Source organism: Pseudomonas versuta (genome assembly GCF_001294575.1).
GTDB lineage: Bacteria > Pseudomonadota > Gammaproteobacteria > Pseudomonadales > Pseudomonadaceae > Aquipseudomonas > Aquipseudomonas versuta.
Map to the genome: position 1 here is coordinate 1,428,760 of NZ_CP012676.1, position 25,286 is coordinate 1,454,045.

Sequence of the window (25,286 nt, forward strand, 5' to 3'; positions counted from 1 at the left end):
GTCTTATGCCAGTTACAGCTGTCAGCGGTTCCGCTTCCGGAATCGGCGCCGCCGTGTGCGCGGTATTACGGGATGCGGGGCACCGCATCATCGGGATCGACCGGGCCGGTGCCGAGGTGGTCGCCGACCTCTCAACCGGTGACGGGCGCCGGGCGGCAGTGGCCCAGGTGCTTGAACAGTGCGACGGAGTGCTCGACGGCCTGGTGTGTTGCGCAGGGTTGGGCGTCACTGCGTCTTCAAGCAGTCTGGTGCTGGCGGTGAATTATTTTGGCGTCAATGAGTTGCTTGACGGTCTGGCCGATGCGCTGGCCAAGGGTGAAAACCCGGCGGCGCTGGTGATCGGTTCAGTGGCGGCCACCCAGCCCGGTGCGGACCAGCAGCCAATGGTTGCAGCGTTGCTCGCCGGTGACGAAGCGCAGGCCCTGCAATTGGCCGATGCCCTCGGCCAGCCGCATATCGCGTATGCCAGCTCCAAGTACGCGGTGACCTGTGAGGCCCGTCGTAAATCGGTGCAATGGGCCATTCAAGGGGTCCGTTTGAATGTGGTGGCGCCAGGAGCGGTGGAAACCCCGCTGCATCAGGCGGCCAAGGATGATGCACGGTTTGGCAAGGCGGTCAGCGAATTTGTCGCGCCACTGGGGCGCGCCGGGCATCCCGAAGAGATCGCCCGGGTGGTGGCGTTCCTGCAGTCCGCCCAGGCCAGCTTTGTCACCGGCAGCGTCATCTTCGTTGATGGCGGGATGGACGCGATGGTGCGCGCGCAACGTTTCTAATTCTTGAGGAACCGCTATGAATAAAGTGGCATTTATTACCGGCGCCAGTCGTGGCATCGGTCGTGAAACCGCTCTGGCATTTGCCCGCGCAGGTTTTGATCTGGCCATCAGCGCGCGCAGTCTGGATGAAGGCGAAAGCCACCGGCACGGCTTGCGCAACCCCGATGGCACGGCGCTGCCGGGCAGTTTGAACGCCACCGCGGCCGCGATCCGCGAACTGGGACGCAAGGCCCTGGTGGTGCCTATGGACCTGCTCGACAGTGAGTCAGTGCTGGCGGCCAGTGAGGCGGTGTTTGCCGAATATGGCCGGGTGGATGTTCTGGTCAACAATGCGATTTACCAGGGCAGTGACCTCAACTTGCCATTTATGGAGTTGCAGCCCGAGACCTTGCAACGGGTATTCCAGGGCTATGTGCTGACCCCGTTTTTGCTGACCCGGGCCGTGGTCGCACGCATGCTGGAGCAGGGTGGCGGGGTGGTGATCAACGTGACCTCGGGGGCCGGTGAAACCGACCCGCCGGTGGCTGCGGGCAAGGGCGGCTGGGGCTATGCCTATGGTGCCGGCAAGGCCGCGGTATCGAGGCTGTCGGGCATCCTGTCGATAGAGCTGGGCGAGCAGGGGATTCGTGCCTACACCCTCAACCCCGGTGTGGTGACGACTGAGGCACTGCGCGCGACTATTGGCGATAAAGGCGTGATTGCCTTGCGCGCCGGTTCCGCGCCGCCTGAGGTTCCGGCGGCGGTCATGCTGTGGCTGGCGACCCACGAAGCGGCGCGCGATTACCAGCGTCAAACCATTCACTGCCAGCCGTTTGCCCGTGAGCACGGGATAGTTGCCGACTGGCGCTGACAGGCCACGGGGGCGGCATCGCTGGCAAGCCAGGCTCCTGCAGGGGGGGGGCGCTGTTTCTGGCTTGCCGTGTTGCCTGCATCACCGCCAAGCCGGGCCCCCACAGGATTTGTGCAAGTCCTGTCTCTAGTCCATCTGAACGATGAGCCCGTCTTACGCCTCGGTGAAGATCAGTAAGGCACGCGCCCTGGTCCCTAACCTGAGGAATAATAAAAATGACTAAACTCGCTGAAATCCACGTCGAGAATGCGTTAGCTCCGCGCTTTGGCCGGGGATGGCATTGCCTGGGCGAGGCGGATGAATACCGTGACGGCAAGTTGCATACCCTGAATATTTTTGGTTCCCGCTTGCTGGCATTCGCCACTTCGACGGGCCAGATCAGTGTGCTCGACGCCCATTGCCCGCACATGGGTGCCGACCTGTCCCAGGGCACTATCGAGAACGACCGTGTGGTCTGTCCTTTTCACCATTGGCAGTACGAAGCCAGCGGTAAATGTGTCGAGATCCCGTACTGCAAGCGTATTCCGCCCAAAGCGAAAACCCGCGCCTGGCTGACCTGTGAAGTCAACAGCCTGCTGTTTGTCTGGAACAACCCGGAAGGTAAGCCGCCCGCTGCTGATGTGGTGATTCCGCACCTGCCGGAAATGGACAGTGATGAGTGGCTGCACAGCTGGCATCTGGACAAGATGATCATCAACACCAACCCCCGCGAGCTGGTCGACAACCTGGTGGATGCGCAGCATTTCGGCCCGGTGCACGGCACGCCAACCAAGTATTTCCACAACGTGTTTGAAGGGCATATTGCCGAGCAGATCTTCCATGGCGACTCCGAGCGCCTGGGCGGGGATCTGGTCGCGGAGTCGGCCTATTACGGCCCGGCCACTCACCTGACCCGCATGCGCGCTATGTTCGACGGTCAGGAAATCAAGTCCATTCTGCTCAACTGTCACGTGCCGATCGGCCCCAACAGTTTTGAACTGCGTTTTGGCTGCATGGTGAAAAAAGTCCCGGGCTGGAGCGATGAGCAAAACGAAGCCCTGGCGCTGGATTACGTGCAGCGTAACCGTGATTCGTTCTATCAGGATGTTGATATCTGGACCCACAAAGTTCGCGTCAATAACCCGGTCCTGGCAGAGGGCGATGGCCCTGTGTATCAACTGCGCGAGTGGTATCAGCAGTTCTTCACTGACGAAGCCAGCGTGCCGGCGAGCGTTGTCGAACGCCGTGAAATCACGACCGTTGATCAACGCTGATTGATCAACTGAACCACGGGCGCGGCCAATGATGTTGAGTCAGCGTAAACCCTGATCTTTATGCCAGCGGCGAGTCTGGCATCCACCCTTGGCGGTTTGCCCTTCAAAATGCTGCCTGTTTTGCAGGGTTCGCTGGCGGACAGCGTTGGCTTTGCGCCAGTGGATTGAGCCGGGCTGGTGGCACGGGTGCTGTTTGTGCTGCCAGCGCGAGTCATTGCAGGCATGACCCCTGACGTCGTTCGATCATGCTGATCCCGGCTAAGGTACTACTGGCTTTTTGATCTGTGCTGCTTAAGATGTCCGACAGCTAAAAGTCATCGGGCTTGGATCAGGGTCAATGCTCAACAAAGACACTATCTCTATTCATCTGGTGCGTGAGGCGCTGCTGCAGAGCTGTGGGCCGGGTAGTGCCACGGATGAAGTACTGCATAAGGTCGGGATCGACCCGCAGTTGCTCAGCCAGGCGGATGCCCGTGTTCCTGCCGTTGTTTATGCGCGGATGTGGCGGCTATTGGCGCGTCGCCAGGATGATGAGTTCTTTGGCATGGACCCGCGCAAGCTGAGGTTCGGCAGCCTGGCGTTCATGTGCCGCTCGGCCATGGTCCAGCCCACCCTGGCCCAGGGGCTGGAGCTGGTGCTGGGGTTCTTGTCGTTGATGCTCGAACGGGTACCGGCCCGGTTGGTCCGTCAGCAGAGCCTGGCGCAAATAGTGCTGCATGAACCGGATGCCGGGTCGGGCCGTGCTTTTACCTACTTCACCTACTGGATGATCGTGCATGGCATTGCCTGCTGGTTGGCCGGGCGGCGGATTCCGATCATGGCCATCGAGCTGCGCTGCGGGGCGCCGGATTATTGCGAAGACTACGAAGTGATGTTTTCCGCCAATCTGCGTTTTGACCGCCCGCGTACACGGATGATCTTTGCTGCTGATTGCCTGGCAGCGCCCATCAAGCGCAGCCTCCAGGAGTTGCAGCGTTTTCTGGCCCAGGCGCCGGCCAATATTCTGGTCAAGTACCGTGACCCGCAAAGTCTGGGCAGCCAGATCAAACAGGATCTGCGCCAATTGCCTGCCCATCAATGGCCGGAAACCGGGGGCATGGCCCAGCGCTTGTGCATGTCGGCGTCGACCTTGCGTCGGCGTCTGGCGGAGGAAGGTCAGACCTGGCAAGGGCTCAAGGACAGTGTGCGCAAGGAGTTGGCTATCGGCTGGCTGGCGGAGCCGCAACTGAGCTTCGCCGACATTGCCCTGCGGCTGGGCTTTGCCGAGACCAGCTCGTTTTACAAGGCATTCCGCAAATGGTCCGGGACCAACCCCGGGCATTACCGGAGTTTGATTTTGCAGGGGGCCGAGGCGCAGACGGCGTAATGCCGGATAGCCCGGTTCGCAGGGGTTGCGATCGCTGCGCAATCGATCGCAGCCTCGCGTAGCTCGTCAGCGACTACGAAGGCTGCGATCGGCGACGCAGTCGTCGTTAAGCCGAGCCTAACCCTGTAGTCGTGCGTATCCTGCCTTCCAGGCGTCGTTTCAGACCCCGCGGTTCGATCATCAGTCTGGAGCCCTTGGCCGCATTGGCCCGGCCCCATTCTTCAAAGAGTTCCAGGCATGAGTGGTCGATATAGCTCAGGTTGTTGAGCGGTACATGCACGGTGCTACCCGCAGGCACCCGCGACAGGATCTGGGTCAGGGCCGGAACTTTGAGGAAGGTTGCCGCGCCAATCAGGCGCAATTCCATTTCGTCTGCTCCGGGCAGGTCAATCAGGCTGATCTTTAACCTCGATGCCTTCCACGCCAGTTTCGCCAGGGTCAAACCAAAACCCACCAGTACTCCGGTCAGCAAGTCGGTAAAAATGATCGCCAGCGCAGTGGCGCCATAGGTAAACATCGGCATACGTCCATAGCGCCCAAGGCCGCGAAACGCCTTGAGATCCACCAGTTTGATCCCGGTATAGACCAGTACGCCGGCCAGGCTCGCGACCGGAATGCTCTGCAGCACACTGGACAGCAGCAGCACAAATGCCAGCAGCCAGACACCATGGAATATCGCCGAAAGCCGCGTGGTGGCGCCGGCCTGTACATTGGCCGAACTGCGTACGATGACGCCGGTCATCGGCAGGGCACCGACCAGGCCGCACAGCATGTTGCCAACACCCTGTGCCGACAGTTCCTTGTCAAAATCCGAGCGCTGGCCATTGTGCATGCGGTCAACCGCTGCCGCCGACAGCAGGGTTTCAGCGCTGGCGATAAATGCGACGGCAAATGCCGCAATCAGCAGGTTGGGGTCGGCCAGGTTCAACAGGTCGGCAGGGCGCAACCAGTCGATGGCATCTGCCAGGTTTTCGGGGACTTGCACACGTTTGACCTGCAAGGCCAGCAGCAGGCTGGCGCCTGTGGTCAGACCCACGCCCAGCAAGGCGCCGGGTATAAAGCGCAATTTGTGCGGGCGTAATTTGTCCCAGGACCACATCACCAGCATTGTGGCCAGGCCCAACAGGCCAGCTTGCCAGCCAAGACCTGGAATGGCCTTGGCTACGGCGGCGGGGAAGCCTGTGAGGTTGTCCAGCCCCGAAGGCTGGGGCGCGCCATCCAGCATTACATGCACTTGGGACAGTACGATCAGCACCCCGATCCCGGCGAGCATGCCGTAGACCACTGCCGGGGCCGTCACGCGAAACCAGCACCCCAGGCGCAGGCGACCGGCCAGCAGCTGTAAAAAACCCGCCAATAGCAGGATAGGGCCCAGCATGGCTATGCCGTGCTGGCGCACCAGTTCGAAGACCAGAACGGCCAGCCCGGCAGCCGGGCCACTGACTTGCAGCGGTGAACCGGCCATCCAGCCCACGACCAGACCACCGATGATGCCGGTGATCAAGCCTTTGGCCGGCGGCATTCCGGAGGCAATGGCGATACCCATGCACAAGGGCAGGGCGACTAGGAACACAACCACCGAGGCCAGCAGCTCCCGTGGCAATACAGCTTTTAATTGCGCAGCACGCATGATGATTCTCCCTGAGTTTTGTTGAGGCGCATCCAGGCCTGGCTGCACCGGGTTATCCGGTGACAAGCTTTCAGAAGCGCGCTCTGGGAGTCGCGCAGGGGATTGACTGCAGGTTATCCAGCGGCAGGAAGCATCCGCGTTCTGCATCGTAGGCTTTGATTTGGCTGGTTTCGATGTTGTAGACCCAGCCATGGATAAACAATTGTCCGTTGGCCATGCGCGAGGCCACGGACGGGTGAGTGCGCAGGTGCTGCAACTGGGCAATCACGTTTTCTTCGGTGAGGACGTGCATGCCTTCGGCTTCATTGGCGCAGGCACAGTTCTCCTGAACCATGGTTTTGGCCACTTCGGCATGGCGCAACCAGGCCTTGACCGTCGGCATTTTGTCCAGGCTGCGGGGGTTTAGAACCGCACGCATGGCGCCACAGTCGGAGTGTCCGCAAACGATGATGTGTTGCACGCCCAGCGCCAGGTTCGCGTATTCGATGGCTGTTGAAACGCCGCCATTCATCTCGCCGTAAGGGGGCACGACATTGCCGACGTTGCGGGTCACAAATAAATCCCCGGGGGCACTCTGGGTGATGAGTTCGGGGACGATACGGGAGTCGGCGCAGGCAATGAACATCGCCCTTGGGCGTTGGGCCGTGGCCAGTTTTTTGAACAGGTCTTTCTGTTGCGGAAAGACCTCACGATGGAAATGTAAAAAACCTTCAACGATTAGCTGCAATGCTGCGTCGGCATGTTCCGATTCGGGCGGGGTACATGCTGCAGCCAACGACTTTGTGAGTTTATGATCCATCATTCAACCTCTGTGGCGTAGCAGTTTATGCGAGCCATTTGTGACTCGCCGGTCACACTAGCGTGCGAAACTTAACTAAACCTTAATGGACCGCTCTAGCACAGGGGTTTGGTGATGTTAAAAGGCAACTACCGAGGCTGTTTTTTGTAGGAGCGAGCTTGCTCGCGAGCTGTTTAAAGAGCTCGCGAGCAAGCTCGCTCCTACAGGGGGGGACAGGTGTTAGAGCAACCACATTCCCGCCAGGCCACTGATCACACCGACCAGCATGGTCATCAATGCCACGCTGACCAGGACCCGGGTGTCGAAGTCTTTGCGCAGCATTAACAACGACGGCAGGCTCACGCTCGGCAAGGTCATCAGCAGCGCGACTGCTGGGGCTGTGCCCATACCCAGGGCCATCATGGTTTGCACAATCGGAATTTCAGCGGCTGTCGGGATGACGAACAGGGTGCCGACGATGGCCAGCGGTACCAGCCACATCAGGCTGTCGCCCATGGCGCCGTCTACATGAGGGAACAGCCACACACGTGCCGCCCCCAGCAACAGTACCGCCAGCAGATAGACCGGGATGGTGTTCCAGAACAGTTGCCACAGGGTGCGGCCCCAACGGCTGAAGAAGTTTTGCTGATCGACCGTGCTGGCTTCGGACACGGCGTCCAGTGCTGCGTCAGGGATGCTTTGCGGGCGAGAGATGCGTTGCGCTATCAGTGATACGCCGATCACCAGTACCAGCCCCGCCACCAGACGCAGCGCGGTGAAGCCCCAGCCCAGGACAAAGCCCATGAACACCAGGGTGGCCGGGTTGAGGACCGGGTTGGCGATCCAGAAGGCCAGCGCCGCACCCACCGAGACGTTTTGGCGACGCATGCCTGCCGCTACGGGGGCCGCGCAGCAGGTACACATCATGCCGGGCAGAGCGAACAGACCGCCGCGCAGGGTCGAACCCAGACCGGCCTTGCCAAACAGGCGCAGCAACCAGTCGCGGGGGATCAGTACTTGAATCAGTGAGCCGAGAATGACCGCCAGGACCGCAGCTTTCCAGATCGCCAGGAAGTACACCTTGGCGTAGGCCAGTGCAGCAGCGAGGGGTTCTCCCTGATTGTCATTAAGGATCGACGCACCGATGCTGTGGTTGTCGGCAGCGACAAATGCCTTTAAGTAGTAGGGCGACCACTTGACGTAGTACAGACCGATCCCTGCGACAAGCAGAAACAGTAGAGGCTTCCACCAGAATGACCAGCCTCGGGTGGGCCTGGCTGAGGAAATACTGGACATAAAGAGTTACCGAACGCTGGGAAATAGCGCGGCATCATACCTGAGCGCACCGCCCGCAGGTTGGATGCTTGCTGAGCCCCCCGGACCGTTACAGGGTGCAGATCGAGCGGCTGATGGAGCGGGCGCACTGGACCACGGCCGGGGCAAGTTTCAGTTCCGCGTCGGCCATGGTCCAGCGGCTGGCGGGTACCACTGCATGCACGGCGGCAACGGGGAGGCCGTTGTTGTTGAGAATGGGCGCGGCAATGCTCAAGTCTCCGAGGACCATTTCTTCATGACTGGTTGCATAGCCCTGTGTACGACAGGCCTGGATGCGCTCAAAAATGGCGGCAACTTCGGTCAGGGTGTATTGCGTGAGTGCTGTGGGTTCGCTGTTTTGCAGCATGCTGTGAATCTCTTCGTCCGGCAAACCGCTCAGGTATGCCCGGCCGGCCCCCGTGCAGTACATGGGGATACGACTGCCAATGGGCATATGGATCGGGATGAAATGGGGGGCGACGAAGCGTGCGACACAAATCATGTCCGGGCCATCAGGCTCCGTCAGATTGATGGTCTCACCGGTGATTTGATTGAGTTCGGCCAGATAGGGCGTTGCTAGACCGACCAGGATGTCGGCAGCCAAATAGCCGTAGCCGATTTCCATGACTTTTGGGGTTAGCTGAAAGCGTCGGCTCTGTGCCTGCTTGCGCACGTAGCCGAGCGCTTCAAGGGTATGAATCATTCGTTGCGCAGAACTTTTGGCGATGCCTGCCGCCTGGGCAACTTCAGCCAGGTTCATGCTGCTTCGGGACGGCCCGAAGCTGCGTAATACAGCAAGGCCCTTTTCAAGTGACTGGTTGAAAAGAGGATTGTTGCTATCGCTCATGGCCCTTCCTTGGCATTAATAAGTGAATAAATATCGATATTCGATAGCCATGAAACTCTCTTCGATTTGATTAAATCGGCTATAGCACATAGTTGGTTTTTTGCACCCCATGGCCTGATGGGTGGCTAAGTGATGTCACCATAAAGACAGATTAAAAGCGACCGGGAACACGCCTTTTGTTCAAAATTTTGCACGCGCGGGTGCCCGCGTTTACTACAGGTGATCATTGATTGGGGGAGGGGTTATCGAGTATTGCGCTGTCGGACGAGCAAGGATGAACCCGTTCGCGCTGCAGCATGAGCCAGAGCGGGATGGTTGACTGCGTCGGGTTGGCGCGCCATGGACATGTCGTCCATGGCGGTGAGGTCTATTGCGCGGTCATTTGGGCGGGGCGTTGAAGTGATGAGTGGTTCTAATGTGCTTTAGCAGCAAAAACAGTAGCGCTCGCTTCAGTCCGCTTTAACGGTTGCGACGTCATCGGCCTTGACCTTGATGTGCTTGCCGGCAATGTCCACGAATTCGTAAAAGCCGTCCTTGTTGGTGGTTTTTGGCAGGTCTTTGGTCAGGTATTGCGTGCCGTTTTGCAGGGTCACGACTGTAGGTGATGCACAGCCCGCCAGGCCCAGAAGGGCGGCCAGGACTAAAGGCAAACCGATAACGTTGATCTTCATGCAAATACCTTGGTTTTTTCGCAAATAAGTTGTTGAGCGTGCCGGGTTGAATCAATGTCCAGCGCTGAAAGTGGTTGCATCATGTGACTGCATTTTGCGCCGAGAGTGCGTCTGGCGCAGTGATAAATTTTTTATCGGCGGCCACATCGTTCCGGGCGTGGAGTGCGCATTTGCCGGGGATGTAGCGGGTTGAAGCGACCGGGCGATTGCATCCTGGGGCGCATTAAACGCCAGCCGCCGCAGGAAAAGCCAGAGGCTGCGCTGCGCCAGCGGGCCCGGTCACGGCTTGATCAGGGGCAGCCGATCAGCTCGGGCAGCCTTTTTCGCCGTTGTTCAGCCCTTGTTTGTCGATGCGGCTCAGGAGGGTGGCTTTGCCGTCTTTCCAGGTCAGTGTCAGTACATAGAGGGAGTCAAAGTCACTGCCGGACCAATCTTCAGTCAGCGTGGTCTTTTCCCCCAAGGCCTTGCTTGCGACGCTGTTGATCAACTCGGGCAGGTAGCCATGGGACCACGCGGTGTAAATGGTTGAGCTGTGATACTTGTCGTCGGTCAGCTCATTGGCCAAGGCGCGCGTGTCGTTGGCCGAGTATTCCAGATTGATCGGCAACCCCAGTTTGATAGCGCTGGGATTAATGGTCATCAGCGGCCGGACATAGCTGTAGGCGTCATCGTCGGCGCCTTCTTCAACCTGGCGCGACGGGTCGGCAGCAAACACGTAGTCGGCCTTGCCATAGCGCTGTGGCAGCAGGGTGGCCAGATCTATGGCGCGGTTCAGTCCCTGGCAGTTGAGTTGCCCGAGACCGTCGGCAGGTTTTTCGGCATGGCGCATGAAGACCAGTGTTTGCACACCGTCTATGGGCCGGGCAAAGACTTTGTCGGCGTGGACTGCCAGACTGATGGCGCCGGCGATTAGCAGCGCAGAGATTGTGCCGAGCAGGTAAGGCTTGAGATGAGGTTTATTGCTGACAGCGTTGGTCATGGGGCTCTTCTGGTTAGATCCATTAAGGCTGACCTGCCTGGACGCAGCGAGTGGGGGGCTCGAGCGTTGATCCGTGTCGTGTGTAAACGTCCTGTGATTCTCCTCCATGAGTCAAAGTGTCTATTAGACGCCTTTTTCGATATTGGTTCGGTTTTACATGGGCTATATGGGAATTTTCTTACAATTTAAGCCGAGGGCTCGATCAATGCTTCCTGTGCCACTTAGAAGGTCCGGCAACCCCCTTCACCTGCGTGTGCGTGTGTGGCGCGGCCGGGTGGGGCTGGGGCTGGTTGCCAGTTTGTCAGTGCTGGCGGGCATGACCGACGCCATCGGTTTTCTGGCTACCGGCGATTTTGTCTCGTTCATGAGCGGCAACACGACCCGAATGGCGGTAGCGATAGGCGAGGGTGATATGTCCATGGCGATACGCCTGGTCTTCGCCGTGCTGGCGTTTATTGCGGGCAACGCATTGGGTGTTTTACTGGGGCGTTTGAGCGGGCGGCGAGCGTTGCCTTTATTGCTGGTGATTGCAGGATTGTTGTGCACGGCGGCGCTGCTGCCGTTTGATACCCGGGTCCCGGCGTTGCTGGCGGCGATTCTGGCAATGGGCATGCTTAATGCGGCCGTGGAGCAGGTTAACGGTTTGCCGGTGGGGCTGACCTATGTGACCGGGGCGTTGTCGCGTTTTGGCCGCGGGCTGGGGCGCTGGATGCTAGGTGAGCGGCACAGTGGCTGGCGGGTGCAGCTGGTGCCCTGGACGGGAATGTTGCTGGGCGCGGTGATGGGGGCTCTGCTGGAGGCGCACTTCGGGCTCAAAGCCATGCTGTTCAGCGCGGGTTTTGCCACCGTTCTGGGGCTGCTGTCGTTGAAGATACCCCGGCGCTGGCAGCGCGACTACATGCCGCGCTAGGCACCATGGTCTAACCCGAATGGTCGATACGCGCGCTCATGCCTGCACGGTAAGCTGGCGTACCAATACCCATCGGGGGAGAAATAATGAAGGTGCTGGCCTGTATCAAACGAGTGGTCGATTACAACGTCAAGGTTCGCGTCAAAGCGGACAACTCCGGCGTTGATCTGGCCAACGTCAAGATGTCGATGAACCCCTTCTGCGAAATCGCTGTGGAAGAAGCCGTACGCCTGAAAGAAAAAGGTGTTGCGACTGAAATCGTCGTCGTCTCCATCGGCCCGACCACGGCTCAGGAACAGCTGCGTACCGCGCTGGCTCTGGGTGCCGATCGCGCCATCCTCGTCGAATCCGCCGAAGACCTGACCTCGCTGGCCGTGGCCAAGCTGCTCAAGGCCGTGGTCGACAAGGAACAGCCGCAACTGGTGATCCTGGGCAAACAGGCCATCGACAGCGACAACAACCAGACTGGCCAGATGCTGGCTGCGCTGACCGGTTACGGTCAGGGCACCTTCGCTTCGAAAGTTATCGTTGCGGGCGACAAGGTTGCCGTGACCCGTGAAGTCGACGGCGGCGCGCAAACTGTTTCGCTGCGCTTGCCGGCCATCATCACCACCGACCTGCGTTTGAACGAGCCGCGTTATGCGTCCCTGCCAAACATCATGAAGGCCAAGAAGAAGCCGCTTGAAGTGCTGACGCCAGACGCGTTGGGTATTTCGACCGCTTCGACCAACAAGACCCTGAAAGTTGAAGCGCCGGCTGCACGCAGCGCCGGCATCAAGGTCAAGTCGGTGGCTGAACTGGTCGAGAAACTGAAAAACGAAGCGAAGGTGCTCTGAATTGGAGAGCTTAAAGATGACTATCTTGGTAATCGCCGACTTCTTAGAAGGAAAGGACGGCAAGACGCTGGCAGCGGCTACGCTGAACACCGTAGCCGCTGCCGCAAAAATCGGTGGCGAGATCAACGTTCTGGTTGCAGGCCAGGGCATTGGTGCTGTGGCTGAAGCGGCCGCGCAAATCGCCGGTGTGGCTAAAGTACTGGTTGCTGACAACGCGGCTTACGCCCACCAGTTGCCGGAAAACGTTGCGCCGCTGGTGGCAGAGTTGGGCAAGGGCTATAGCCACATCCTGGCTGCCGCCACCTCCAACGGTAAAAACATCCTGCCGCGTGTTGCTGCGCAGTTGGACGTCGACCAGATCTCCGAGATCATCTCGGTTGAAAGCGCTGACACCTTCACGCGTCCGATCTATGCCGGTAACGCCATTGCTACCGTACAGTCCACTGCGCCAGTCAAAGTGATCACCGTTCGCGCCACCGGTTTCGACCCGGTTGCCGCACAAGGTGGTTCGGCAGCGGTTGAAGCGGTTGCAGCGGTTCACGATGCAGGCACTTCGTCGTTCGTTGGCGAAGAACTGGCCAAGTCGGACCGTCCCGAGCTGACCGCTGCCAAAATCGTCGTATCCGGCGGTCGCGGCATGCAGAACGGTGACAATTTCAAATACCTGTACGCCCTGGCCGACAAGTTGGGTGCAGGTGTCGGCGCCTCTCGTGCGGCGGTTGACGCAGGTTTTGTGGCGAACGACATGCAGGTCGGCCAGACCGGCAAAATCGTTGCGCCACAGTTGTACATCGCGGTGGGTATTTCCGGCGCGATCCAGCATCTGGCCGGCATGAAAGACTCCAAAGTGATCGTTGCAATCAACAAGGACGAAGAAGCACCGATTTTTCAGGTGGCCGATTACGGTCTGGTGGCGGACTTGTTCGAAGCAGTGCCCGAGCTGGAAGCCGCGGTCTAAACATCGACAATAAAAAAGCCCCGGAGATTATCCGGGGCTTTTTACATTACCGAAGGTTATCAGCTGTAGCTGTTAACCTTGACCAGTGCAGGGGCTGTTTGAGCCTTCTCCCAGGTCAGGGTCAGGGTTTGCAGAACGCGCGCCATGTAGTCGGTATCGGCGGCGGCCTTTTTGCCCACGTAGCCCTGGCCACGGCGGTACATTTTGAGATGGGCACGCATTTGTGGGCGGTCCTTCTCGAATTCGGTTTCTTCCTTGCAGGCAGCGACAGGGTCGATGCGTACATCACCGGCTTCGCTGATCCACAGAATGTGGTCGTTCAGCGTGTCTTTCTGGGCGGCGAACAGTCGAGCCAGCTCATTAACAGTCGGTTGATTATTCAGGTTCATAGCTAACTCCTTGACCACTTGTTGATCTGTCTAATTGATTCGCGCAACTGCACCTGCAGCGCTACGTAGTGTCCATCTAAAGCAGATCCGGTCTTGAGTTCGTCCTGTGTAGTCGTAATTCAAAGCACTACACAAACAGCGTACAGCGAGGGAGAGCAGCGTTAACCAGGATGCAAGGGTGATATGACACATCATCCACAAGCGCCTTGAAGTCGTTTCGCTAGCAACTCACGCCCTGAACATGGACGATCAAGCCAGGTCAGCTTCATCAATTCTGCCTTGTGGGCAGTACCTATCCCGGAACAGCTCGACAGCTCGTCGAACATGCTTACAACAACCCTTTCCAGCGCTTCCGGTGGGGAAGACGTCTGCATCATGCTGGGGGAAAACCGCGTCGTCAATACATATGTAGTGTTTATTTTAAGGCACTACATATGTGACTCGCCGGTCTGTTTTCAGCATGCCGGTCATCAGTACTGACCTGAAAACAGGCAGGCGCGAGCGGGCCCCGCGATGCCGTTAACCGGCTGAAAGTGCCCTGGTCCGCGAGCCCGTCGGGCATTGTGAACACCTGCCGGTGCCCGCTCTGCTAGTATCTGGCGCTTTGACATTGACCAGAGGTACCCATGAGCGAGCCGATTCGTCTGACCCAGTACAGCCACGGTGCGGGCTGTGGCTGCAAGATTTCGCCTCAGGTACTGGAAGTAATCCTTGCCGGCAGCGGAGCGCAAAATCTTGACCCCAAGCTCTGGGTAGGCAATGCCTCCCGCGACGATGCAGCGGTCTATGCACTGGATGATGAGCGCGGCGTGGTTTCGACCACCGACTTTTTTATGCCCATCGTTGATGACCCTTATGATTTCGGGCGGATTGCAGCCACCAATGCCATCAGTGACATCTACGCGATGGGCGGCGATCCCTTAATGGCGATTGCGATTTTAGGCTGGCCGGTTCATTTGTTGCCGCCAGAAGTGGCCCGCGAAGTGATTCGCGGTGGCCGCGCGGTATGCGATGAAGCGGGTATTCCGCTGGCTGGCGGTCACTCCATTGACACCCCGGAACCGATTTTCGGGCTGGCGGTGACCGGTGTGGTCAACAAGCGCCACATGAAGCGCAACGACACGGCCGTCGCCGGTTGCCTGTTGTACCTCACCAAGCCCCTGGGGATCGGCATCCTTACCACTGCCGAGAAAAAGGGCAAGCTGCGCAGCGAAGACGTCGGCGTGGCACGGGACTGGATGTGCACCCTTAACAGGATCGGCAGCCAGTTCGCCAAACTCGAAGGGGTCAAGGCGATGACCGATGTCACCGGTTTCGGCCTGCTCGGGCATTTGGTGGAAATGGCCGATGGCAGCAACCTGACAGCGAAAATCCAGTACGCCAAAGTGCCGCAACTGGCCTCGGTCGAGTACTACCTGGAACAAGGCTGTGTGCCCGGCGGCACCTTGCGCAATTTCGACAGTTACGCGAGCAAGCTTGCGCCGCTGCAACAACTGCACAAGCTGGTACTGTGTGATCCGCAAACCAGCGGTGGACTGCTGGTGGCCGTCAGCCCGCAGGGCGATCAGGCGTTCCTGGAGATGGCTCGCGAGCACGGGCTGGAGCTGGAGTCCATCGGCCAACTGGTTGAGCGACAGACGTACGCGGTTGAGGTGTCATGATGGCTCATGACGTAACCGACTTCCGCGATCTGTTCCTTAATGACCGGCCGATGATGGACACCCGCGCGCCGATCGAATTCAACAAAGGCGCCTTCCCTGGCGTGGTCAACCTGCCATTGATGACCGATCACGAGCGTGAGCGCGTTGGCACCTGCTACAAGCAGCAGGGTCAGCAGGCCGCCGTGCTGTTGGGCCACCAACTGGTGTCGGGCCAGACCAAAGCCGAGCGTCTTCAGGCCTGGGCCGACTTTGCCCGCGCCAATCCCGACGGTTGCCTGTATTGCTTTCGCGGCGGCATGCGCTCGCAAATCGTCCAGCAATGGCTCAAACAGGATGCAGGGATCGACTATCCGCGCGTTACCGGCGGCTACAAGGCATTGCGTGCGTTCCTGATCCAGACCGTCGACGACGCTGTGCAGCAGTGCGACCTGATCGTGCTGGGCGGGATGACCGGCACCGGTAAAACCGACGTGCTGGTGCAGCTCGACAATGCCCTGGATCTGGAAGGGCACGCCAATCACCGTGGTTCAAGCTTCGGCAAGCGTGCTACTGGCCAGCCCTCCAATATCGACTTCGAAAACCGTCTGGCAATCGATGTGTTGAAAAAACGCGCCAGCGGACACGAGTGCTTCGTGCTGGAAGACGAAAGCCGCACGGTGGGCAGTTGCGCGTTGCCCTTGCCCTTGTATCAGCGCATGCAAGATGCCCCGATGGTCTGGCTTGAAGACAGCCTTGAAAGCCGCGTCGAGCGCATTTTGCGTGATTACGTGGTGGAACTGAGCGCCGAATTCACTGCGAAAAACGGTGACCACGGCTTCACCCTGTTTTCGCAACGCCTGCTCGAAAGCCTGGCCAATATTCAGCGCCGTCTGGGCGGTGAGCGGCATCAGCGTTTGCGGGCAGTGATGGAGGCTGCGCTGCAAGAGCAGGCGAGTTGCGGGGCGGTGGACCTGCACCGGGTCTGGATCGAAGCGTTGCTGCGCGAATATTACGACCCGATGTATGCCTTTCAGCGCGAGAAAAAAGGTTCGCGCATTGTCTTCGCCGGCGATCAGGCGGCAGTGCAGGAGTACCTGCGAACCCGGTAACGCATTGGCCAAAGCAGTCACTCAGCTTGAGCGGTTTGACTATTGTTGCGCAGCCCTCGCAAGGCGATGATCAGCAGGATTTTTCACGGTTCCCATCCTAAAAATAAAGACCGAGGGATTCTGCTGATGCGCGACTATCAGACCACGATGGCTGATTTTGATTACCAGCGTACGGTGACGCACGCACTGGCCGGCCATTTAACGGCACTCAATGCATGTGTCGAGTGCTGCGACCGCCATGCCTTGGCGGGTCGTATTGCCCTGTTCTGGGAGGGTCGCGACGCCACCGACGCGACCTATACCTTCAGCCGGTTACAGGAGCAGGCAGCACGCTTTGCCAACTTTTTGCTGGCTCAGGGCGTCAAGCGCGGCGACAAAATAGCGGGCTTGCTGCCACGTAATGTCGAACTTCTGGTCGTGGCCTTCGCCGCCTGGCGAATCGGCGCCATCTACCAGCCCCTGTTTACTGCGTTCGGCCCCAAGGCCATCGAACACCGCCTCAACAGTTCGGGGGCGGCGCTGGTGGTGACCGATGCGGTGAACCGTCCCAAACTCAACGAAGTCAATGCTTGCCCGCCGATTGTCACGGTGGCCGGGGCCAAAGGGCAGGGCCTGGTTCGCGGTGATTTCAGTTTCTGGGCCGAGCTGGATAACTACCCGCCGGTTTGTGAACCGCTAATGCTGACTGGCGAAGACCCGTTTTTGCTGATGTTCACCTCGGGTACAACCGGGCCGGCGAAACCGCTTCTGGTACCGCTCAAGGCGATCGTCGCGTTCCAGAGCTATACCCGCGACGCGGTGGATCTGCGCCCTGAAGATTCGTTCTGGAACCTGGCCGATCCGGGGTGGGCCTACGGCATTTACTTCGGGATTGCCGGGCCCCTGTCGATGGGCCATCCCATCACTTTCTACGATGGCCCGTTCACGGTTGAAAGCACCTGTCGGGTGATCAAAAAATACGGCATCACCAACCTCACCGGCTCGCCCACGGCATATCGCATGCTGATTGCCGCCGGCAGTGCATTCTCGAGCAAGGTCAAAGGCCAGTTGCGTGCCGTCAGCAGCGCCGGTGAACCGCTGAACCCGGAAGTGATTCGCTGGTTTGCCGATGAGCTCAACGTCACCATCCATGATCACTACGGCCAGACCGAAGTCGGCATGGTGCTGTGCAATCACCACGGCCTGGATCATCCGGTACACCTGGGCGCCGCCGGCTTCGCTTCGCCGGGTCACCGGATTGTGGTGCTCGATGACAACCATCAGGAGCTACCGGTCGGCCAGCCTGGAATTCTGGCCGTGGACCGCAGCCAGTCGCCAATGTGCTGGTTCGCCGGGTACCAGGGGTTCAGTACCAAGGCGTTTGTCGGCAACTACTACTTGAGCGGCGACACCGTGGAGCTGAACCCGGATGGCAGCATCAGTTTTGTCGGCCGCAGCGACGATGTGATCACCACTTCCGGTTATCGGGTCGGGCCTTTCGATGTCGAAAGCGCCCTGATCGAACACCCTGCGGTGGTCGAAGCCGCCGTGGTGGGCAAACCGGACCCGGAGCGTACCGAACTGGTTAAAGCCTTCGTGGTGCTCAACCCGCAATATCTGGGCGACGCCCAACTGGCTGAGACCCTGCGCCTGCATGTACGCCAGCGTCTGGCGGCGCATGCCTATCCCCGTGAAATCGAATTTGTCAGCGAGTTACCGAAAACCCCGAGCGGCAAACTGCAGCGCTTTATTTTGCGCAATCAGGAAATCGCCAAGGCTGAACTGGCCGCAAGCGCCAGGGTCACGGCTTAATCGTCAGGCTTGAATTTCAGGACATATCATGCAAATCGAGAACAAGGTTTTTATCGTCACCGGTGGTGCATCGGGGCTGGGCGCGGCAACGGCCGAGATGCTGGTCAAGGCCGGTGCCCGGGTGATGCTGGTGGACATGAACGCCGATGCCGTGGCCGCCCAGGCGACCAGGCTGGGCAGCCAGGCGCGTAGCGCAGTAGCCGATATCAGCCAGGAAGGCGCAGCACAGGCGGCGGTTGAGGCCACGGTTGCGGCCTTCGGCGCAGTTAACGGGCTGATCAATTGTGCGGGCATTGTGCGCGGCGAAAAGATCCTCGGCAAAAATGGCCCCCATGCCCTGGAAAGCTTCAGCCAGGTCATCAACGTCAACCTGATCGGCAGTTTCAATATGTTGCGCCTGGCAGCCGAGGCGATTGCTCAAGCCACTGCCGATGCACAGGGTGAACGCGGCGTGATCATCAATACTGCGTCAGTAGCGGCCTTTGATGGCCAGATTGGCCAGGCAGCCTATGCCGCTTCCAAAGGTGCAATCGCCAGTTTGACCTTGCCTGCCGCCCGCGAATTGGCGCGTTTCGGCATTCGGGTGATGACCATCGCCCCGGGCATTTTTGAAACCCCGATGATGGCTGGCCTGACACCCGAAGTGCGTGCATCGCTCGCGGCTGGCGTGCCGTTCCCGCCGCGGTTGGGCAAACCGGACGAATACGCCTCGCTGGTGCGCCACATCATTGAAAACAGCATGCTCAATGGCGAGGTGATCCGTCTCGACGGTGCCTTGCGCATGGCCGCCAAATAAGAGGTATGAAATGACAATTACCAACGATCCAGTCGTCATTGTGAGTGTCGCGCGTACGCCCATGGGCGGCTTTCAGGGCGACTTTAAAGGTCTGACGGCACCGCAACTGGGTGCCGCCGCCATACGGGCAGCGGTCGAACGCGCAGGTGTGGCGCCCGATGGCGTGGAAGAAGTGTTGTTCGGTTGCGTGCTGTCGGCCGGTCTCGGTCAGGCGCCTGCCCGCCAGGCCGCCCTGGGGGCAGGCCTGGACAAGGGCACGCGTTGCACCACCCTGAACAAGATGTGTGGCTCGGGTATGGAGGCCGCCATTCTGGGGCACGACCGGCTGCTGGCCGGCAGCGTCGATGTGGTGGTGGCGGGCGGCATGGAGAGCATGTCCAACGCGCCTTATTTGCTCGACCGTGCCCGCAGCGGTTACCGCATGGGTCACGGCCGGGTGCTGGACCACATGTTTCTCGATGGACTGGAAGACGCTTACGATCGTGGTCGCCTGATGGGCACTTTTGCCGAAGATTGCGCCCAGGCTCATGGCTTCACCCGTGAAGCCCAGGACGCATTTGCCGTGGCTTCGCTGACCCGCGCGCAGCAAGCGATCAAGGATGGCCGTTTTAGTGCCGAGATCGTGCCGGTGGCGGTGACTGTCGCCAAAGAGCAGCGCCTGATCAGTGATGACGAGCAGCCGCCCAAAGCCAATCCGGCAAAAATCCCGACCTTGAAGCCGGCCTTCCGTGACGGCGGAACGGTGACTGCGGCCAACTCCAGTTCTATTTCCGACGGTGCGGCGGCCCTGGTATTGATGCGCAGCTCGCAAGCGCAAAAACGCGGTCTCAAACCATTGGCGGTCATCCACGGCCATGCGGCCTTTGCCGACGAGCCCGGACTATTCCCCACGGCACCTGTGGGCGCGATCAAACGGCTGATGACCAAGACCGGCTGGAACCTGGGTGATGTCGACCTGTTTGAAATCAACGAAGCCTTTGCGGTGGTCAGTCTGGTGACCATGAGTGAGCTGCAGATCCCCCACAGCAAGGTCAATATCTACGGCGGCGCCTGTGCCCTGGGCCACCCGATTGGTGCTTCAGGGGCGCGGATTCTGGTGACTCTGATTTCTGCCCTGCGCCAGCAGCACCTCAAGTGTGGCGTCGCAGCGATCTGCATTGGCGGCGGTGAAGCGACGGCCATTGCCGTTGAATGTGTGTACTAAGGAATTCCTATGCTTGCCACATCAGAACAATTACAGATTCGCGACGCGGCGCAGCAGTTTGCCCAAGAGCGTTTGAAACCGTTCGCGGCCGAGTGGGACAAGCAGCATCGCTTCCCGCGCGAGGCCATTAACGAGATGGCCGAGCTGGGTTTCTTCGGCATGTTGGTGCCGGAAGAGTGGGGCGGTTGTGATACGGGCTATCAGGCTTACGCCATGGCCCTGGAAGAAATTGCCGCTGGCGATGGCTCCTGTTCGACGATCATGAGCGTGCACAACTCGGTGGGTTGTGTGCCGATTCTCAAGTACGGCACCGAGCAGCACAAACGCGAGTTTCTTGTGCCGCTGGCCAGTGGTGCAATGCTGGGTGCCTTTGCCCTGACCGAGCCGCAAGCCGGCTCTGATGCCAGCGACCTGAAAACCCGGGCTCGCCGTGAAGGCGACCATTACGTGCTCAACGGCTGCAAACAGTTCATCACCTCGGGGCAAAATGCCGGTGTAGTGATTGTGTTTGCCGTCACAGATCCTGCAGCCGGTAAACGCGGAATCACGGCCTTTATCGTGCCCACGGATTCCCCGGGCTACAGCGTGGCGCGGGTTGAAGACAAACTGGGTCAGCACGCATCGGACACCTGTCAGATTCTGTTCACTGACCTGAAAGTTCCGCTGGCCAACCGCCTGGGGGAAGAAGGGCAGGGCTACAAGATTGCCCTGGGCAACCTGGAGGGCGGTCGCATCGGGATTGCCTCACAAGCCGTCGGCATGGCTCGCGCAGCCTTTGAGGCTGCCCGCGACTATGCCCGCGAGCGCGTGACATTCGGTCAGCCGCTAATTGAGCATCAGGCGGTCGCTTTTCGCCTGGCAGACATGGCCACCGAAATCGCCGTGGCCCGGCAAATGGTGCGCTACGCCGCTGCTCTGCGTGACAGCGGGCAATCGGCGTTGGTCGAGGCATCACAGGCCAAACTGTTCGCCTCGGAAATGGCCGAGCGCGTGTGTTCCCGGGCGTTGCAAACCCTGGGCGGTTATGGCTACCTGAACGACTTCCCGCTGGAGCGGATCTATCGCGATGTGCGGGTATGCCAGATCTACGAAGGCACCAGCGATATCCAGCGCATGGTTATTGCACGCAATCTTTGAATTGAGGACCTGAACGATGAGCTACGAAACCATTCTGCTGGACATACACGGGCATGTTGGCCTGATTACACTGAACCGGCCGCAGGCACTCAACGCCCTGAATGCGCAACTGATCAATGAAGTGAACCATGCGCTGGACAAGCTGGAAGCCGATAACGCAATTGGCTGCATCGTTATCACCGGTTCAAGAAAATCCTTTGCTGCGGGCGCAGACATCAAAGAAATGGCCGACCTGACCTACCCGCAAATCTATCTGGAAGACCTGTTCTCGGACAGTGATCGAGTGGCAACACGACGCAAGCCGATCATTGCGGCAGTCGCCGGTTTTGCTTTGGGCGGCGGCTGTGAACTGGCGATGATGTGCGACTTTATACTGGCGGGCGACAACGCCAAATTCGGGCAGCCGGAAATCAATCTCGGGGTGCTGCCGGGCATGGGCGGAACCCAGCGCCTTACCCGTGCAGTGGGCAAGGCCAAGGCGATGGAAATGTGCCTCAGCGGGCGTTTGATCGGTGCTGAAGAAGCTGAGCGTTCAGGTCTGGTGGCCCGCGTAGTGCCGGTGGATGAACTGCTGGAAGAAGCCTTGAAAGTTGCAGCAACCATTGCCAAAAAATCGCTGCCGGTGCTGATGCTGACCAAAGAAAGCGTCAACCGTGCATTCGAAGTCAGCTTGTCGGAAGGCGTGCGCTTTGAGCGCCGGGTATTCCACTCGCTGTTTGCCACCCACGACCAGAAAGAAGGCATGGCAGCGTTCGTCGGCAAGCGCGAAGCGCAGTTTAAAAACCAGTAACCCCCCCCCGGCTGTAGGAGCGAGCTTGCCTCGCGAGCTTTAAAGGCTCGCGAGGCAAGTTCGCGCCTACGGGTTTTTGTCAGATCAGATAGTTCTTCAGCTCCCGCGCGATGACCATGCGTTGAATCTCGCTCGATCCTTCATAGATCTGGGTGATTCGCGCGTCGCGGTAGTAGCGCTCTACCGGATAGTCTTCGAGGTAGCCATAGCCACCATGGATCTGTATGGCTTTGGAACACACAAATTCGGCTATTTCCGAGGCAAACAGCTTGGCTTGCGAGGCCTCTGACAGGCACGGTTTACCCGCGCTGCGCAGTCGGGCTGCATGCAGGATCAGCAGCCGGGCCGCGTTGAGCCGGGTTTGCATGTCGGCCAGCATGTTGGCGACGCTCTGGTGTTCGATGATCGCTTTGTCGAACTGCACCCGGTCACGGGCGTACCCCAGTGCTGCTTCAAACGCTGCACGGGCAATACCCAGTGCTTGCGCTGCAATGCCTATGCGGCCGCCTTCAAGGTTGGACAGGGCGATTGCCAGCCCTTTGCCGCGCTCACCCAGCAAGTTGGCCTCAGGGACCGTGCAGTTGCTTAACGTTACGGCACAGGTGTCCGAGGCGCGGATGCCCATTTTGTGTTCAGTACGGTCGACGATAAAACCGGGAGTGTCGGTGGGCACCAGGAATGCCGAGAGGCCTTTTTTGCCCAGTTGCGGATCGGTGACGGCAAACACAATGGCCAGTTTTGCGCGTCTGCCATTGCTGACGAATTGTTTGGCGCCGTTGATTACCCATTGACCGTCACGCAACTCGGCGCGGGTGCGCAGGTTGTGCGCTTCCGATCCGGCCTGGGGTTCGGTCAGGCAGAAACAGCCGATGGTCTGGCCGCTTGCAAGGTCCGCCAGCCAGGTTTCTTTCTGCGCCTGACTGCCATATTTGAGGATGGGGCCGCAGCCAACCGAGTTGTGGATGCTCATCAGTGCGCCCGTCGCACCATCACCGGCAGAAATCTCTTCGACAGCCAGGGCGTAAGCCACGTAGTCGACGTAGGTGCCGCCCCATTCTTCGGGCACCACCATGCCCAGAAGGCCGAGTTCGCCCATCTTGGAGACCAGTGCGTCGTCGATCCAGCCGGCCTTTTCCCAGGCCTGGGCGTGGGGGGCTATTTCGCGACGGGCAAAGTCTCGGGCCATGTCGCGGATCATCACTTGTTCTTCTGTCAGTTCGAGGTCTTGCATGGCTCAGACTCCTTGCTGTTTGAAGTGGGTGAAGAAGCTGGCCACATGGGCCGGATCAAGTTCGTCGAGGGTGGCCGGGTTCCAGTGCGGGGTCTTGTCCTTGTCGATAATCAGCGCGCGTACGCCTTCGATCAGATCGCCGCGATCAAACCACTGGCGGTCAAGATGCAGTTCAAGGGCAAAGCACTGTTCAAGTTTGAGTTCGCGGCCATAGCGCAGCATCTGCAGGGTCACAGCCATGCCCAATGGCGAGCGCGTCTGTAGCAGGTCGGCGGTTTCAAGTGCCCATGCCCGGCTTTCGGGAGCTGTTACCGCGCGCAGGCCGGCGACGATGGCGGGCACGCTGTCGAGGGCGAAAACCTGATCAATCAAGGGGCGTAATTTGGCCAGCGGAGCGTCGGGCAACGTTTGCATGGCGAAAGTGGCCAGCAGCTGCTGGAGGTCTTCAAGCGGGGTTTGGTGCCATTGCAGCGAGTCGAGGCTTTGATCCAGCTCAGGCAGTCTGGCGCTTTCGGTGTACCAGTCGGCAAGGCCGCAATACAGTGCATCACTGGCGCGGATCTGGACACCGCTGACCCCCAGGTAGGTGCCCAGCTGGCCAGGGGCTCGGGTCAGGAAGTAGCTGCCACCGACGTCCGGAAAATAACCGATCGCGACTTCGGGCATTGCCAGGCGGCTGCGCTCTGTTACCAGCCGCAGATCTGCGCCCTGGGCCAGGCCCATGCCGCCGCCCAGGACGTAGCCGTCCATCAGCGCGAGTACCGGTTTGGCGTAGTGATGCAGGGTCAGGTCGAGGGCGTACTCTTCTTCAAAAAAGGTGGTATGCAGGCTGCCACCGCTCTTGTAGCTGTCATACAACGAGCGAATGTCGCCGCCGGCGCAGAAGGCTTTTTCACCTGCTCCACGCAACACGACAGCCTTGATTGTTGAATCCTGAGCCCATGCATCGAGATGCTGCTGAAGGCTGCGCACCATATCCAGGTCAATGGCGTTGAGGCCGCCGGGGCGGTTCAGGGTCAGGTGGCCAATATGGTTACGTACCTGGGCCAGGACCGTGTTTTGAGCCGGCTCGATATCCTGTGTCGGTGAGGATGAAACCTGAGCAGTCATCACTAACTCCCTGCTTTGTCTTGTTATTAGGGGGTGTTCGCGGGCGAACGATAGACGATGCTAACAGTGCAAATTTGCACTGTACAACCCTGATAAGTGCAGGGCTGGTGTGCATTTTTGCATGTCGGGAGTGCAGTAATGTGCAGGGTTACTGCGCCAACCAGCCACCGTCGACATTCCACGCCGCGCCGCGTACCTGACTGCCGGCCTCGCTGCACAAAAACAGCACCAGCTCACCCAGTTGCGGCGGGGTGACGAACTCCAGCGAGGGTTGCTTCTCTGCCAGCAGGTCATGTTGCGCCTGATAGGGGTCGATACCCTGGCTGATACGTTGATCAATCTGTTTCTGGACCAGCGGGGTCAGCACCCAGCCAGGGCAAATCGCGTTGCAGGTGATGTTGCTGGTGGCGGTTTCAAGGCCCACGACTTTGGTCAGGCCGATCACGCCATGTTTGGCTGCTACATAAGCGGCTTTGCCGACCGAGCCAACCAGGCCATGCACCGAGGCAATATTGACGATGCGGCCCCAGCCGCGTTTGCGCATGCCCGGCAAGGCAAGGCGGGTGCTGTGAAATACCGCAGACAGGTTGATCGCGATGATTGAGTCCCAGCGTTCTACCGGGAACTCTTCAACGCTTGAGACATGTTGAATGCCAGCGTTATTGACCAGAATGTCGATGCCGCCGAATTCGCGTTCGGCATAGCTGAGCATGTCGGCGATTTGCGCGGGGTCACTGACATCTGCCGGATGATGGCCAACCTTGCCACCGAATTGTTCCAGCTCGGCAACGACTTTGCTGGCGTCGCCAAAACCGTTGAGTATCAGGTCGGCGCCAGCCCGGGCCAGACTCTGTGCGATGCCCAGGCCGATGCCGCTGGTGGAACCGGTAACCAGTGCAGTTTTACCCTCAAGGCTCATGATCA

24 protein-coding genes are annotated in these 25,286 nt (G+C 59.4%); 14 read left to right on the forward strand and 10 right to left on the reverse strand.

The features are described 5' to 3' along the window. Positions 1–5 precede the first annotated feature (5 nt). The 4 genes from AOC04_RS06430 to AOC04_RS06445 all read left to right on the forward strand — a co-directional run bounded on the left by AOC04_RS06430 (position 6) and on the right by AOC04_RS06445 (position 4,242). Entirely contained in the window at positions 6–773 is a 768-nt protein-coding gene (locus AOC04_RS06430) for an SDR family oxidoreductase (protein WP_060691673.1), read from the forward strand. A gap of 16 nt (positions 774–789) precedes the next feature. Further along, a complete protein-coding gene (locus tag AOC04_RS06435) occupies positions 790–1,623 on the forward strand; it encodes an SDR family NAD(P)-dependent oxidoreductase (RefSeq protein ID WP_060691674.1) in 834 nt (277 codons plus the stop codon). Positions 1,624–1,838: 215 nt separating this feature from the next. Next, positions 1,839–2,876 (forward strand): 3-ketosteroid-9-alpha-monooxygenase, oxygenase component, encoded by a 1,038-nt coding sequence (locus AOC04_RS06440; RefSeq protein WP_060691675.1) that lies wholly within the window; start codon positions 1,839–1,841, stop codon positions 2,874–2,876. Positions 2,877–3,213: 337 nt separating this feature from the next. Next, a complete protein-coding gene (locus AOC04_RS06445; protein WP_060691676.1) occupies positions 3,214–4,242 on the forward strand; it encodes an AraC family transcriptional regulator in 1,029 nt (342 codons plus the stop codon). A gap of 106 nt (positions 4,243–4,348) precedes the next feature. Here the strand turns inward: AOC04_RS06445 and AOC04_RS06450 are convergent, their stop codons facing one another. From AOC04_RS06450 to AOC04_RS06475, 6 genes are all read right to left on the reverse strand, one after another. Then, positions 4,349–5,872 carry a SulP family inorganic anion transporter gene (locus AOC04_RS06450; RefSeq protein ID WP_060691677.1) on the reverse strand — a complete coding sequence of 508 codons (1,524 nt, stop codon included), beginning with the start codon at positions 5,870–5,872 and terminating at the stop codon, positions 4,349–4,351. Positions 5,873–5,942: 70 nt separating this feature from the next. Beyond that, a complete protein-coding gene (locus AOC04_RS06455; protein WP_060691678.1) occupies positions 5,943–6,671 on the reverse strand; it encodes a carbonic anhydrase in 729 nt (242 codons plus the stop codon). A gap of 219 nt (positions 6,672–6,890) precedes the next feature. Further along, the gene (locus tag AOC04_RS06460) at positions 6,891–7,946 is read right to left on the reverse strand and encodes a permease (RefSeq protein ID WP_060691679.1); all 1,056 of its coding nucleotides are present in this window, start codon (positions 7,944–7,946) and stop codon (positions 6,891–6,893) included. An 88-nt stretch (positions 7,947–8,034) separates the two neighbouring features. Beyond that, the gene (locus AOC04_RS06465) at positions 8,035–8,811 is read right to left on the reverse strand and encodes an IclR family transcriptional regulator (protein ID WP_060691680.1); all 777 of its coding nucleotides are present in this window, start codon (positions 8,809–8,811) and stop codon (positions 8,035–8,037) included. Between the two features lie 449 nt (positions 8,812–9,260). Next, on the reverse strand, positions 9,261–9,482 hold the full coding sequence (locus AOC04_RS06470) for a YgdI/YgdR family lipoprotein (RefSeq protein ID WP_060691681.1): 222 nt from the start codon (positions 9,480–9,482) through the stop codon (positions 9,261–9,263). 304 nt (positions 9,483–9,786) lie between these two features. Further along, the gene (locus AOC04_RS06475) at positions 9,787–10,461 is read right to left on the reverse strand and encodes a histidine phosphatase family protein (protein ID WP_060691682.1); all 675 of its coding nucleotides are present in this window, start codon (positions 10,459–10,461) and stop codon (positions 9,787–9,789) included. 205 nt (positions 10,462–10,666) lie between these two features. On the opposite strand from AOC04_RS06475, the gene AOC04_RS06480 reads away from it, so the two are divergent. From AOC04_RS06480 to AOC04_RS06490, 3 genes are all read left to right on the forward strand, one after another. Then, positions 10,667–11,371, forward strand: coding sequence for a YoaK family protein (locus AOC04_RS06480; RefSeq protein WP_060691683.1), 705 nt, complete (start codon positions 10,667–10,669; stop codon positions 11,369–11,371). Between the two features lie 86 nt (positions 11,372–11,457). Continuing rightward, positions 11,458–12,207 carry an electron transfer flavoprotein subunit beta/FixA family protein gene (locus tag AOC04_RS06485; protein WP_060691684.1) on the forward strand — a complete coding sequence of 250 codons (750 nt, stop codon included), beginning with the start codon at positions 11,458–11,460 and terminating at the stop codon, positions 12,205–12,207. A gap of 16 nt (positions 12,208–12,223) precedes the next feature. Then, positions 12,224–13,165, forward strand: a complete 942-nt coding sequence (locus tag AOC04_RS06490; protein ID WP_060691685.1) for an electron transfer flavoprotein subunit alpha/FixB family protein — start codon at positions 12,224–12,226, stop codon at positions 13,163–13,165. A 59-nt stretch (positions 13,166–13,224) separates the two neighbouring features. On the opposite strand, the gene AOC04_RS06495 is transcribed toward AOC04_RS06490, so the two are convergent. After that, positions 13,225–13,554 carry a hypothetical protein gene (locus AOC04_RS06495; protein ID WP_060691686.1) on the reverse strand — a complete coding sequence of 110 codons (330 nt, stop codon included), beginning with the start codon at positions 13,552–13,554 and terminating at the stop codon, positions 13,225–13,227. Positions 13,555–14,180: 626 nt separating this feature from the next. Here AOC04_RS06495 and selD point away from each other — a divergent pair. From selD to AOC04_RS06530, 7 genes are all read left to right on the forward strand, one after another. Continuing rightward, complete coding sequence (selD, locus tag AOC04_RS06500) at positions 14,181–15,215, forward strand: selenide, water dikinase SelD (RefSeq protein WP_060691687.1); 1,035 nt, start codon at positions 14,181–14,183, stop codon at positions 15,213–15,215. Continuing rightward, positions 15,215–16,303 (forward strand): tRNA 2-selenouridine(34) synthase MnmH, encoded by a 1,089-nt coding sequence (gene mnmH / locus AOC04_RS06505; protein ID WP_060696888.1) that lies wholly within the window; start codon positions 15,215–15,217, stop codon positions 16,301–16,303. Before selD ends, mnmH begins: the two co-directional genes overlap by 1 nt. Positions 16,304–16,429: 126 nt before the next feature. Beyond that, complete coding sequence (locus AOC04_RS06510; protein ID WP_060696889.1) at positions 16,430–18,094, forward strand: AMP-binding protein; 1,665 nt, start codon at positions 16,430–16,432, stop codon at positions 18,092–18,094. 28 nt (positions 18,095–18,122) lie between these two features. After that, the gene (locus AOC04_RS06515; protein WP_060691688.1) at positions 18,123–18,890 is read left to right on the forward strand and encodes an SDR family NAD(P)-dependent oxidoreductase; all 768 of its coding nucleotides are present in this window, start codon (positions 18,123–18,125) and stop codon (positions 18,888–18,890) included. Between the two features lie 10 nt (positions 18,891–18,900). Further along, positions 18,901–20,094 (forward strand): acetyl-CoA C-acyltransferase, encoded by a 1,194-nt coding sequence (locus AOC04_RS06520; RefSeq protein WP_060691689.1) that lies wholly within the window; start codon positions 18,901–18,903, stop codon positions 20,092–20,094. Positions 20,095–20,103: 9 nt separating this feature from the next. Beyond that, a complete protein-coding gene (locus tag AOC04_RS06525) occupies positions 20,104–21,231 on the forward strand; it encodes an acyl-CoA dehydrogenase (RefSeq protein WP_060691690.1) in 1,128 nt (375 codons plus the stop codon). A gap of 16 nt (positions 21,232–21,247) precedes the next feature. Next, entirely contained in the window at positions 21,248–22,021 is a 774-nt protein-coding gene (locus AOC04_RS06530; RefSeq protein ID WP_060691691.1) for an enoyl-CoA hydratase, read from the forward strand. Between the two features lie 79 nt (positions 22,022–22,100). Here AOC04_RS06530 and AOC04_RS06535 read toward each other — a convergent pair whose 3' ends face one another. From AOC04_RS06535 to hbdH, 3 genes are all read right to left on the reverse strand, one after another. After that, the gene (locus AOC04_RS06535; protein ID WP_060691692.1) at positions 22,101–23,252 is read right to left on the reverse strand and encodes an acyl-CoA dehydrogenase family protein; all 1,152 of its coding nucleotides are present in this window, start codon (positions 23,250–23,252) and stop codon (positions 22,101–22,103) included. Positions 23,253–23,255: 3 nt separating this feature from the next. Next, positions 23,256–24,362, reverse strand: a complete 1,107-nt coding sequence (locus AOC04_RS06540) for an enoyl-CoA hydratase/isomerase family protein (RefSeq protein WP_060691693.1) — start codon at positions 24,360–24,362, stop codon at positions 23,256–23,258. Between the two features lie 148 nt (positions 24,363–24,510). Next, entirely contained in the window at positions 24,511–25,281 is a 771-nt protein-coding gene (hbdH, locus tag AOC04_RS06545; RefSeq protein ID WP_082363665.1) for a 3-hydroxybutyrate dehydrogenase, read from the reverse strand. Positions 25,282–25,286 lie beyond the last annotated feature (5 nt).